Source organism: Terrabacter lapilli (genome assembly GCF_039531305.1).
Lineage (GTDB): Bacteria > Actinomycetota > Actinomycetes > Actinomycetales > Dermatophilaceae > Terrabacter > Terrabacter lapilli.
In genome coordinates this window covers 226,686-238,807 of record NZ_BAAAPU010000001.1, presented here as the reverse complement: position 1 = coordinate 238,807, position 12,122 = coordinate 226,686, and the positions used below count along the sequence as shown (strand labels likewise).

General features: G+C 72.4%; 9 protein-coding genes and 1 pseudogene. 5 read left to right on the top strand and 5 right to left on the bottom strand.

Annotation, left to right across the window (positions count from 1 at the left end; translation table 11 throughout):
- A pseudogene (locus ABD241_RS01015) lies at positions 1–810 on the bottom strand (hypothetical protein); the annotation flags it as partial.
- A gap of 310 nt (positions 811–1,120) precedes the next feature.
- Between ABD241_RS01015 and ABD241_RS01010 the strand changes: the two are divergent.
- Complete coding sequence (locus ABD241_RS01010; protein ID WP_344057520.1) at positions 1,121–2,692, top strand: YhjD/YihY/BrkB family envelope integrity protein; 1,572 nt, start codon at positions 1,121–1,123, stop codon at positions 2,690–2,692.
- An 81-nt stretch (positions 2,693–2,773) separates the two neighbouring features.
- Here the strand turns inward: ABD241_RS01010 and ABD241_RS01005 are convergent, their stop codons facing one another.
- Both ABD241_RS01005 and ABD241_RS01000 read right to left on the bottom strand, forming a co-directional pair.
- Positions 2,774–4,000: an RNA polymerase sigma factor gene (locus ABD241_RS01005; RefSeq protein WP_344057656.1), complete on the bottom strand. Its 1,227-nt coding sequence runs from the start codon at positions 3,998–4,000 to the stop codon at positions 2,774–2,776.
- 26 nt (positions 4,001–4,026) lie between these two features.
- Positions 4,027–4,467: a YciI family protein gene (locus ABD241_RS01000; protein WP_344057518.1), complete on the bottom strand. Its 441-nt coding sequence runs from the start codon at positions 4,465–4,467 to the stop codon at positions 4,027–4,029.
- Positions 4,468–4,652: 185 nt separating this feature from the next.
- Between ABD241_RS01000 and ABD241_RS00995 the strand changes: the two genes are divergently transcribed.
- Positions 4,653–6,767: a hydantoinase/oxoprolinase family protein gene (locus ABD241_RS00995; RefSeq protein WP_344057516.1), complete on the top strand. Its 2,115-nt coding sequence runs from the start codon at positions 4,653–4,655 to the stop codon at positions 6,765–6,767.
- Between the two features lie 43 nt (positions 6,768–6,810).
- Positions 6,811–8,811: a hydantoinase B/oxoprolinase family protein gene (locus ABD241_RS00990; protein WP_344057514.1), complete on the top strand. Its 2,001-nt coding sequence runs from the start codon at positions 6,811–6,813 to the stop codon at positions 8,809–8,811.
- A gap of 46 nt (positions 8,812–8,857) precedes the next feature.
- On the opposite strand, the gene ABD241_RS00985 is transcribed toward ABD241_RS00990, so the two are convergent.
- Both ABD241_RS00985 and ABD241_RS00980 read right to left on the bottom strand, forming a co-directional pair.
- Positions 8,858–9,238, bottom strand: a complete 381-nt coding sequence (locus ABD241_RS00985) for a YciI family protein (protein ID WP_344057512.1) — start codon at positions 9,236–9,238, stop codon at positions 8,858–8,860.
- Positions 9,239–9,397: 159 nt separating this feature from the next.
- Positions 9,398–9,643, bottom strand: coding sequence for a hypothetical protein (locus tag ABD241_RS00980; protein WP_142183205.1), 246 nt, complete (start codon positions 9,641–9,643; stop codon positions 9,398–9,400).
- Positions 9,644–9,895: 252 nt separating this feature from the next.
- On the opposite strand from ABD241_RS00980, the gene ABD241_RS00975 reads away from it, so the two are divergent.
- The gene (locus tag ABD241_RS00975) at positions 9,896–10,843 is read left to right on the top strand and encodes a carbamate kinase (RefSeq protein ID WP_344057508.1); all 948 of its coding nucleotides are present in this window, start codon (positions 9,896–9,898) and stop codon (positions 10,841–10,843) included.
- A gap of 5 nt (positions 10,844–10,848) precedes the next feature.
- Positions 10,849–11,985, top strand: coding sequence for a barbiturase (gene bar, locus ABD241_RS00970; protein WP_344057506.1), 1,137 nt, complete (start codon positions 10,849–10,851; stop codon positions 11,983–11,985).
- The last annotated feature ends 137 nt before the right edge of the window (positions 11,986–12,122 follow it).

Sequence of the window (12,122 nt, the reverse complement as noted above, 5' to 3'; positions counted from 1 at the left end):
GAGCGCGACGGCTCCGGCCAGTGCGAGGAGGCCGATCCACGGCAGCCAGTCAGCGGTGGTGTCGAGCCACCGCACGAGCTGCTGGGTGCGCTCGAGGCCCTGCAGCTGCGCGATCTGGATGGAGGTGTTGACCGACGGGATGGAGGCGGCGACGCCGAGACCGGCGGCGACCAGACGGGTCTTCACCTGCTCGACGACGGGTCCGAGGTCCAGGCTCAGCGTGTTGCCGGAGGCGGTCACGACCTGCCCCTGGGTCTGGCCGGTCAGGATCCCCACGAGCGAGGCGTGGGCGGAGCGGTTGACGTTGGTCCAGAGCGAGACGAAGGCGTCGCTGGTGACGGCCTTGTGGACCACGGTCCCGATGAGGCCGGAGGCCGCGCTCTCGATCGGCGCCTTGAGCCGCGCGAGCTCCGGGGGCAGCGTCTGCCCCACCAGCGCGGGGATGTCGACACGAGCGGCGATCTCCCGGTTGACGGCCGCCTCGACGCTGGCCTGGACGTCTGCGTTGCTCGCGAGCGGCTGCATGGTGGCGACGTAGCGGTCGGTGTCGAGCACCTGGTTGCGCGCCCACACGGCCGGCACGGCCAGCGTCAGGCACAGCGCCGCGATGATCGTGAGGATCACCACGAACGTGCTGCGCACCGCGTGGCGCACCCGGACGGACCTCGGCGACTCGAGCTCGGCGTTGCGGCGACGCAGCCGCTCCACCTCTGCCTCGAGCGCCGCAACGTCCTTCGTCGAGCGAACCGGTTGCGTGGGCGCCGTGGTGGCGCTGCCTGCCTCGGCAGCTGTCTGTTGGTCCGTGCTCATGCTTCGCCTCCCTGGGCTCCGGCCGTGCGCCGGATCCGCTCCGTGCGTGCCGGCCGCGGCCTACCGGCCGGTCTCCTGTCCACCATCACCTTCCGGCGCCCCGCCGGGCATCACGCTCAGAGGGTGAGGCGGGCGCAGGTTCGGCGGCCCGACGCCGGCCGACGTCGGCCCGACGTCGGCCTGACGAGGGCGCCCCGCCCCGGAGCGCGACCGCGGACGTGGTCGACGCTGCATACGGCTCCGGCGGCCCCGAGGCCGCTCACCCTCGGCGCATGAGGCGTCCCGCGGCCCGGCAGCGCAGCATGGATCCATGGCAGGGGATGCTGACCCTCCGCGTGCCGGGCCGCTGCGGTCCGGCCCCGTGGCGCACCGTGCGCGGCAGCTGCAGGACCTGGCCGGTCGGCGCCTGCTCGAGGTGCAGGACCGGCACGTGACGGCCAGGCTGCTCGCCGACACGTTCCGCGAGGACCGTGACGCCGGAGGGGCTCTGCTCGCCGGCGCCCTCGCGTTCCGGCTGTTCCTGTGGTTGCTGCCGGCAGGACTCGTCGTCGTGGCACTGCTCGGCTTCTCGAGCGCCGAGCAGGTCAGCCAGGCGCTGTCCGGCTCGGGGCTGGGTGGGGTCACGACCTCGACGATCGCCCAGGCCGCGGAACAGGCCCAGCAGGGCAGGTGGGTCCTGCTGGTGGTGGGGGTGGCAGGGCTCTGGTCCACCTCCGTGGACCTGGCGAGAGTGATGTGGATCGGCACCGGTCTCGCGTGGCACCTGCCCGTCTCGAGGCTGCGGCGACTGCCGCAGGCCGGAGCAACCGTGGTCGCGCTCCTGCTGCCGACCGCTGCCTTGACCTTGGCCGTCGGCTGGCTGCGCTCGGTCGACTTCCCGCTCGGGCTCGCCGCCACGCTCCTGATGGTCCTCGTCTACACCGGCCTCGGCTGGTTCGTGCTGACCCTGCTCCCGCGGCCGGCCAACACGTCGGTCGTCGACCTGCTGCCCGGGGCGCTGCTCATCGGGGTCGGCCTCCAGGCCCTGCACCTGGTCACCTCGCTCTTCCTCGTCAACCGCATCAGCAGCAGCTCCCAGCTCTACGGCGCGTTCGGCGCGGCGGCGACGCTGCTGTTCTGGGGCTATCTGCTGGCGCGCATCCTCATCGGGGCCTCGACCCTGAACCACACGCTGTTCCGCTACCGCGACGTGACCGCCCTGCCCGACCGCGTCTCCCCCGACGACAGGGCCGCCGGCGCCCTGTCCGTGCGAAGCCTGCCCGCCCGGATCCGCGCCGACTGGCACGACATCGTGCGCGCCGTCGGCCACCCGGGCCGGATCACCACGACCCGCATCCCCGGCACCGGACCGGTGCCCGGCCCGAAGGAGGGCGAGGGCACGCAGGACACGAAGAGCGTCGCGACCCTCACGCTGTGGCGGTTCGACGACGAGGCCGGAGCAGAGGCGGCCAGCCGCATCCTGGGAGAGCTGGAGCGCACGGGCGCGCTCCGGCTCCTCGACGCGGCCGTGGTGACCTGGCCCGCCGGCGCCCGCCGGCCGCGAGGATCGCCGGTCCTGACCGGCTCGGCACGCGGGGCGCTCGGCGGCTCCTTCTGGGGCCTGCTCCTCGGCATCATCTTCTTCGCGCCCCTGCTCGGGCTCGCCGTCGGGGCCGCGACCGGTGCGCTCGGGGGCTCGCTGCGCGACGCGGGCATCAGCGACGCCTTCATCCGGGAGGCGCGCGACGCCGTCACGCCCGGGACGTCGGCCCTCTTCGTCATGACGACGGAGGCGGACGTCGACCGGGTCCGCGCGGCGTTCGCCGACCGCCGGCCGACGCTGATCCACACCAACCTCACCCCGGAGCAGGACGCCGCGCTGCGCCAGTACTTCAGCGCCTGAGCAGGACGGGCGGCACCGGGCTGCCCTCCCCCGGCGCGGGCGTATGCCGTCCCGGACGCGGGAGCGTGCGGCTGGTGCCGCTCAGGGCCGGTTCGACCGCAGTCGGGCCGCCCGCGCCGAGAGGTAGTGGCGCTCGGCCCGGTTGGTGGCGAGCCCCGCCGCCTGCTCGAGGAGTTCGGCCGCTGCCGAGTCGTCCCCGGCCATCTCCAGCAGCTGGCCACGGACCGCGAGCCATCGCTGGGTCCCGCCGAGGCGTTCCTCCACCTCGTCCACCACGTCGAGCGCGGGCCGGGGACCCCTCGCCATCGCCACGGCAACGGCTCGGTTCAAGGTGACGACGGGGTTGCCGGTGATGCCCTCGAGGAGGCCGTAGAGCCTGAGGATCTCCTCCCAGTCCGTGTCGGCCGCACGCCGCGCCCGGGTGTGCACCGCCGCGATCGCCGCCTGCAGCTGGTACTCGCCGACCGACCCGAGGGCGACGGCCCGGGCGAGCAGGTCCTGGCCCTCGCGCACCAGGTCCTCGTCCCAGAGGGTGCGATCCTGCTCGGGCAGCGGCACGAGGTCCCCCTGGGCGTCGGTGCGCGCCGGGCTGCGCGCCTCGAGCAGCACCATGAGCGCGAGCAGCCCCAGGGCCTCGGCGCGCTCCCCCAGCTCGTGGTCGTGCTCGTGGCCGTGCTCGTGGCCCAGCTCGTCGACCAGCAGGCGACAGAGGCGAATCGCCTCTCGGGACAAGTCGACCCGCTGCAGCTCCGAACTGCGGGTGCTGGCATACCCCTCGTTGAAGACGAGATAGAGCACGTGCATGGCCGAGCGCAGGCGCAGCTCACGGTCCGCGCCGGACGGCATACGGAAGGGCTCCCCCGAGGCGCGGATGGTCGCCTTGGCGCGGCTGATGCGCTGCGCCATGGTGGGCTCCGGCACGAGGAAGGCGTTCGCGATCTCGGCCGTCGTCAGGCCGCCCACGGCGCGCAACGTCAGCGCGATCGCCGACGCCGGGGTCAACGCCGGGTGGCAGCACAGGAGCAGCACCGTGAGGCTGTCGTCGTGGTCGACCGGGTCGCGTGCCGGCACGCCCCACTCGATCGCGAGTGCCTCCCGCTCGCGCCGCGACGCGTCACTGCGCCACAGGTCGACGAGCCGACGGGAGGCCGCGGTGACGAGCCAGGCCCTCGGCTCGTCGGGCAGTCCCTCGACGGGCCAGCGGCGCGCGGCTGCGAGCAGGGCTTCCTGCACCGCGTCCTCTGCCGAGTCGAAGTCGCCGAACCGGCGGCTGACGATGCCGACGACCTGCGGCGCAAGGGTGCGCAGCAGGTCGGCGACGGCGGGTGCTGGGCTCAGCGCGCGCCCTCGGCCGTGCGCAGGAAGGCGTCCATCTCGTCGGGGTCCGACGGCGCGTCCTCCATGACCTGCCGCACGTGGATGGGCTGGCGCGTCGGACGCCCACCCCGTCCGGGCACGGCCGACATCCGCGAGGCGATCTCGAGCGCGCGCTCCTCGGAGTCGACCTCCACGACCTGGAAGCCGGCCAGCCACTCCTTGAACTCCTGGAACGGGCCGTCCGTCACCACCGGTGCCGTGCCGTCGGACCGGACGATCTTGGCGAGGTCGGGTCCGGTCAGGATGGTCGACGAGACGAGCTCGCCGCTGGCCTCCAGCTCGCCGATCAGCACGCCGTAGTAGTCGAGGTGGGCCTGCACCTCCTCCGGCGTCCACTCCGACATCGGGGCCGGGTCGTCGCCGGGCTGGAAGTCCACGCCGATGAGGTACTTGGCCATGTGTCTCTTCTCCTTCGTCGCGTCGTGCCGCCGTGGCACGCTCACCCCTGGACGGAGCCGAGGACCCATTCTCGACACCGTCCGGCCGCCGTCGCCGAAGGCTGGCGACACTTGACCGCGAAGTCCCATCGCGTTGGCACGATGTGCCAACGCCCCCGGTCGGCCTCCCCGGTTGAATCCTGACCATGACAGCAGGCACGGCGCCCGGGGCACGGCGACGCATCCGCATCGGCATCGACACCGGCGGCACGTTCACCGACGTGGTCGCACTGGACGAGGCCTCCGGTGAGCTCGTGACGACCAAGACGCCCTCGACCCCGGGCAACCCCGCCGACGGCTTCCTCGACGGGATGCGCAAGGTGCTCGCGCTCATGGGTGCCACCGGGCAGGACGTCTCGGCCGTCTCGCACGGCACCACCGTCGCCACGAACAAGCTCCTCGAGGGCAAGGTCGAGGCGCTCGGCTTCATCACGACCGAGGGCTACGAGTTCATCCTCGAGATCGCCCGGCAGGCCGTACCCGACGGCTACGGCAACTCCTACTTCTGGGTCAAGCCACCTCGCATCGTCCCTGCCGACCACGTCAGGACGGTCGGGGGCCGGCTCGACTTCGAGGGCAACGAGATCCGGCCCTTCGACGAGGAGGGCGCCGTCGCAGCCGCGCGCTGGTTCCGCGACCGCGGGATCACGACCATCGGGGTCTGCTTCCTGCACTCCTACGCCGACGACCGGCACGAGCTGGCGATGCGCGAGGTGCTGCGCCGCGAGCACCCGGACGCCGTGGTCTCGATCAGCTCGGAGGTGCTGCGCGAGTACCGCGAGTACGAGCGCTCCATGACGACCCTCGTCGACGCCGCCGTGAAGCCGAGCGTGTCGCGCTACGTCGCGAACATCCACCACCGGCTCGACGAGTTCGTCGGCAGCACCGAGAGGCTGCCCTTCTACATCATGAAGTCCAACGGCGGCGTGCTCTCGGCCGACGAGGTCGTGCACCAGCCGATCACGACGGTCCTCTCCGGGCCGGCCGCCGGCGCGCTGGGGGCCGGGCTCATCGCGAGCCGGGCCGGCTTCGCCAAGGTCCTCACGTGCGACGGCGGCGGCACCTCGACCGACGTGTCCGTCGTCCTGGCCGGCGAGCCGACCCTGACGACCGAGGGCACGGTCGGGGCCTACCCGAGCAAGATCCCGATGATCGACGTCGTCACGGTCGGTGCCGGTGGCGGCTCGATCGCGTGGATCTCGCCGGAGGGCTCGCTCAAGGTCGGACCGCAGTCGGCGGGGGCCGACCCCGGGCCCCTGTGCTACGCCAAGGGCGGCACCGAGCCGACCATCACCGACGCCCACGTCGTGCTGGGCCGCATCCCTCCCCACCTGCTCGGGGGCGAGATCCCGCTCGACGTCGACGCCGCTCGCGCCGGCATCACCGAGCTCGCCGGGCGCCTCGGCCTCGACGTCGAGCGCTGCGCCACCGGCATCCTCGAGATCTCCGCCTGGAACCAGGCGAACGCGCTGCGGCAGGTGAGCGTCAAGCGCGGCCTCGACGTGCGCGACTTCATGCTCGCCACCTTCGGCGGGTCGGGGTCGCTGCTCGCCTGCCGGCTCGTCGACGTCCTCGGCCTCGCCGGGGTCGTCGTGCCGCAGAACCCCGGCAACGTCTCCGCCTTCGGACTGCTCACGGTCGACGTCAGGAACGACTACGTCCAGACGGCGGTCGCACGGCACGACTCCCTCGACCACGCGGCCGTGCGGAAGACCTTCGACGACCTGACGGCCAAGGCGGCCGGCGCCCTTGATGCAGAAGGGTTCCCGCGGCATGAGCACCGCTACGCACGCACTGTGGACCTGCGCTACTTCGGCCAGGCGTATGAGGTTCGTGTCCCGGCACCGGAGGGCGACGTCGACGAGGCGTATGCCGCGGGCGTTGCCTCGCGCTTCCACGACGAGCACCGCGCGCTCTACGGCTACGACTTCCGCGGCGACCCGAGCCAGCAGGTCGAGTGGGTCAACCTGCGCGTCACCGGCGTCGGCCCGATCACTCGCCCGGAGCTGCGGGAGCTGCCCGCCGCGGACGGCGCGGCCGACGTGCGCGAGCGCGCCCACCGGTCGGTCCGGCCGGTGTGCTTCGACGCGGACGCCGGCTACGTCGACACCGACGTCTGGTGGCGCCCCGACCTGCTCGCCGGCGACGTCGTCGAGGGTCCCGCCGTCATCGAGGAGTTCGGCTCGACCGTGCCCGTCCATCCCGGCTTCGTCGTGCGGGCCGACCGCCTCGGCAACCTCGTCATCACCAAGGAAGCCTGAGATGTGCTTCTCGTGCCAGACGGCCGCGACCAGGCTCGCGCCCGTGGACGCCGCCACCGGGTCGTCGAGCCCCACCCCCGCCGGCCCCGCGAGCGCCGGCCACGACGGGACGCCCGTGAACCGGGCAGGGCTGCCCACGGCATACGAGCACGGCAACCGGCTGACGCCCGAGGGCACGACGGTCGACCCGATCCTCGTCGAGATCGTCGAGGGCACGCTCGCGAGCGTCGAGATGGAGGTCGAGACCGCCATCGCCCGCACGTCGCGCTCGCCGATGATCCGCGACGCGCACGACTTCCGCGCCGGCATCCACGACCGGCAGCTGCGCAAGCTGACGGGACGCTCCTACAGCGCCCTCGTGCACCCGATCGTCCGCGACTTCCCGATCGCCGAGATGAGCGAGGGCGACGTCTTCTTCCACAACGACGTCTACGAGTCCGAGGGCGGCATCGGGCACCTGCCCGACCTGTGCGTCACGGTGCCGGTGTTCTCCGGCGGTGAGGTCGTCGCGTTCGTCCAGGCGTTCGGGCACCACGACGACATCGGCGGCGCCGTCCCCGGCTCGATGCCGAGCAACGCGCAGACGGTGTTCGAGGAGGGGCTCTCTGTCCCGCCGATCAAGCTGTGGGACAAGGGAGTTCCCAACCAGGCGGCGCTGCGGATCATGACGCGCAACAGCCGCATGCCCGACAGTCTCGCGGCCGACCTCGACGCCGAGTGCTCGGCCTGCCTCATGGGTGCGAGGCGGCTCGCCGAGCTCTTCGAGCGCTACGGGCGCGACACCGTGGAGGCCGCCTTCGACGCGATCCTCGACAGGACGACCGAGACCTACCGCCGCGAGATCCTCAGCAAGATCCCCGACGGCACCTACGTCTGGGAGGACTACGCCGAGCACGACGGCGTCGACGAGCCGAAGCTGCACACCCAGCGGATCACGCTGACGAAGCAGTCGACCGGCGGGCCCGGTCCTGGCGACGGCGGGCCGAAGCTCGTCATCGACTTCACCGGCACGGCGCCGCAGGCCAAGGGCCCGATCAACCACTGCGGCGACTACGTCGGCGGCAACTTCCTCAAGAAATGGCTCGCGCCGATCCTGCGCAACCTCGCCGACACCCCCGAGCGGATGGCCGAGCTCGACGTCAACGAGGGCATCGTGCCGCTCATCGAGATGCGCTTCCCCGAGAAGGGGACGCTGCTGACGCCGATCTACCCGGCACCGACGAACGCCCGCACCTTCGTCATCCTGCGCCTTCTCGGCGTCCTCGCCGGCGTCGTCGCCAAGGCCGTCGACGGCCGGATGCCCGCCGACCAGGAGACGATCCGCTACACCGGCGTCTACGGCAAGGATCGCGACGGCAACGACTACCTCATGCGCGAGGTGCTCGGCGGCGGTTCGGGCGGTCGCTACTACGCCGACGGCGAGGACACGATCCACGTCGTTCCCGACAGCCGCAACCTGCCGACCGAGTTCACGGAGAGCCGCTTCCCGTTCGTCGTCGAGCGGCTCGGGCTCGCCGTCGACTCGGGCGGGGCGGGCCGTCATCGGGGCGGCCTGGGCTACGAGAAGCACATCCGGATGCTCCGGGACGCACACTTCATGTCCATCGCCGATCGCTCGATCCTTGCCTGCTGGGGCGTCAAGGGCGGCAAGGCCGGTCGGCCGTTCGAGGTGACGGTCGACGTCGGCGGCCCCGACGAGCGCACGGTCGATGCCCTCGCCGACGCCGAGCCGGTCAGGGCCGGGCAGGTGATCCGCATCCGCACCACCGGCGGTGGAGGCTGGGGCGACCCCCTCGACCGGCCGTACGACGAGGTCGAGCGGGACCTGCGCTGGGGCAAGGTGTCCTTCGAAGGGGCTCACCGTGACTACGGCGTCGTCGCGACCGGCGACAAGGACGCACCCGTCGTCGACGTCGCTGCCTCGGACGCCCTGCGCGCACGGCTGCGCGACATACGGCCTCAGCAGCAGCCGTTCTTCGACCGCGGGCCGGGCTACGCCACGCTCGCCGCAGGCCGGGAGGCCGCCGACGTCGACTGGGTCTGACACCGGGCGGGGTGGCGCCGTCCGGGCGGACGGCGCCAGCTCCTCCTCAGTCGCTGCCCATGCAGGGGCGCAGCTCGATGGTCTCGCCCGGACCGGCGAACGACGCGGCGAAGGCCTCGGCCCGCTCCCGGCTCTCCACGTCGACGACGAAGAAGCCGGCGATGACCTCCTTGGCCTCTGAGTAGGGGCCGTCGGTGACCCTGGGACGACCGTCCTGCCAGCGGTAGAGGCTCGAGGCGCCGGGCGCGCCGAGAGCCTCGGCGTGCACGAGCTCGCCGCGCTCCTGCACCTCGGCGAAGGCCTTCTCCCACGCCTGCCCCATCGCCTCGCGCTGCTCGGCAGGCAGGGCCTGGTGCTCGGCGACGAAGTCGGTGGTGGGGTGGCCCCACGGCTGCGGGTCGGAGTGGATCAGGATGACGTACTTCACGAGACCTCCCAGGTCTGTCGGGGAAGGAGCGGACGCCCCTCCTGCCAGCGCGTCGAACCGGACCGCCGCCCCTCGACATCTTCGTGACGACGTTCTGGTGCGCGATTTCTCCGGCACGCGCCGGCCGGCCCGCCTCCCGGACCCGGCGACCGCGGCAGATCAGTCGAGCTCGCGCTCCTCGATCGTCTGGCGCACCGTGCTGGCGGGCGTGGTCGCGCCGCCGGGACGCTCCTCGCGGGTGATGACGCGCTTGCGACGGGTGCCGTTGCGGCCGTGCCAGATGAGCAGGCCACCGGCGACCATGAAGATGATCCCGACGACGGTCAGATTGATGACCGACGTGTTGGCGCGGACCGCGAAGGTCAGGATGGCTCCCACGATGGCGAGCAGGACTCCGACTCCCACTGTGGTCTCCTCTCGGCTCGACAGGCACCTTCACGGGCGCTCGCTGGGCACTCGACGGGGCGGCCGGAGCCGCGCCCTTCGCGCCTCCCGACACTACTCCCCTACCCGCCGGGCACCGGGACCGCGCGCCCCAGCGGAGCCGGGCCGACGGCATACATCTGCCAATGCGCGGCTCTGCGTTGGGCAGGACGTGACAACGCGCCCGGCCGACGCCGCTGCCTAGGCTCACGGCATGACGAGGGAGGCCGCGCGGTGAGGGTGCTCGTCGCGCTGGGCGGCAACGCCATGATCGGCCCCGACGGCAGCGCGACCCCCCAGGCGCAGCTGGACGCCATCGCCGTGGCCAGCCGGCACCTGGCCGACCTCATCGTCCACGGCCACGAGGTCGTCATCACCCACGGCAACGGGCCGCAGGTCGGCAACCTGCTGGTCAAGAACGAGCTCGCCGCGCAGGTCGTGCCGCCCGTGCCGCTCGACTGGTGCGGCGCGCAGACGCAGGGCACCATCGGCTTCACCCTCCTCGACACGCTCGAGGCGGCCCTGGCCGCGCGCGGCGTCGACCGGCCCGTCGCGGCGATCATCACGCGTACCCTCGTGGCGGCCGACGACCCCGGCTTCACCCACCCCACCAAGCCGATCGGGCGCTTCCTGCCGCGCGAGCAGGCGCAGACGCTCATCGACCACGGCGAGCGCTGGGAGGACCGCGGCGAGAAGGGCTGGCGTCGGGTCGTCGCCTCCCCCGAGCCGGTGGAGGTCCTCGAGACGCGCGCGCTGCACACGCTCCTCGACGCCGGCTACGTCGTCATCACCGCCGGCGGCGGAGGCATCCCCGTCGTGCGCGACGCCGACGGGACCGTCCGCGGCGTCGAGGCCGTCATCGACAAGGACCTCACGGCCGCCCTGCTCGCGCGCGACGTCCACGCCGACGTCCTCGCCATCGCCACCGACGTCACGCACGCCGTCGCCGGGTGGGGCACCCCCACCGCCCACGACATCGGTCGCGTCACCCTCGAGGAGATGGAGGCGTATGCCGCCGACGGGCACTTCGCGTCGGGCTCCATGGGCCCGAAGGTCGAGGCCGCCCTCCGCTTCGTCCGTTCGGGCGGTTCGCGCTCGATCATCACCGCGCTCGACCAGCTCGCACCCGCCGTCGAGGGTCAGGTCGGGACCATCGTCGAGAACCCCGCTACAGAAAGGTGATTCCCGTGCCCGAAGCCATTGAGGTGCGCAAGGTCCCCATCCACTCGGTCGCCGACGCGTCGGAGCTGGCGAAGCTCATCGACGACGGCGTGATGGAGGCGAGCCGCGTCATCGCCATCATCGGCAAGACAGAGGGCAACGGCGGGGTCAACGACTACACCCGCATCATCGCCGACCGCGCCTTCCGCGAGGTGCTGGTCGAGAAGGGCGCCCCGGCCGACCAAGTCAAGCAGGTCCCGATCGTGTGGTCGGGCGGCACGGACGGCGTCATCAGCCCGCACGCGACGATCTTCGCAACGGTCCCGGCCGAGAAGGCGGAGCCGTCCGACGAGCCCCGGCTCACGGTCGGATTCGCGATGAGCGAGCCGATCAAGCCGGAGGAGATCGGCTACGTCGCCATGGTGCAGAAGGTCGCCGACGCCGTGAAGGTCGCCATGGAGCGCGCCGGCATCACCGACCCCGCCGACGTCCACTACGTGCAGACCAAGACGCCGCTGCTGACGATCCACACGATCCGGGACGCCAAGGAGCGTGGCCACCAGGTCTGGACCGAGCACACCCACGAGTCGATGGACCTGTCCAACGGCACGACCGCCCTCGGCGTCGCCGTGGCCCTCGGCGAGATCGAGATGCCCGGCGACGCCGACATCATGCACGACCGGTCGCTCTTCTCCTCCGTCGCGTCGTGCAGCTCCGGCGTCGAGCTCGACCAGGCGCAGGTCGTCGTCGTCGGCAACGCGCGCGGCGTCGGGGGGCGCTACCGGATCGGGCACTCGGTCATGCAGGACGCGCTCGACGCCGACGGCATCTGGGCCGCGATCAAGGACGCCGGCCTCGAGCTGCCGGACCGCCCGCACCCCTCCGACATCGCCGGACGCCTCGTCAACGTCTTCCTCAAGTGCGAGGTGAGCCAGGACGGTCAGGTGCACGGGCGCCGCAACGCGATGCTCGACGACTCCGACGTGCACTGGCACCGCCAGATCAAGTCGGCCGTCGGCGGCGTCACGGCGTCGGTCACGGGTGACCCGGCCGTCTTCGTGTCGGTGTCGGCCGCGCACCAGGGTCCCGACGGCGGCGGCCCCGTGGCCGCGATCGTCGACCTGGGTGAGGGCGAGCCCACCGGCTACCGCTGGTCCCGCTGACCCACAGCCCCGCCGACCCACTGCCCTCCCCTCCCCCACCGTCGAAAGGCCACGACTGGCCGGGTGGGCACCGTCGAAAGGCCACGACTGGCCGGGTGGGCACCGTCGAAAGGCCACGACTGGCCGGGTGGGCACCG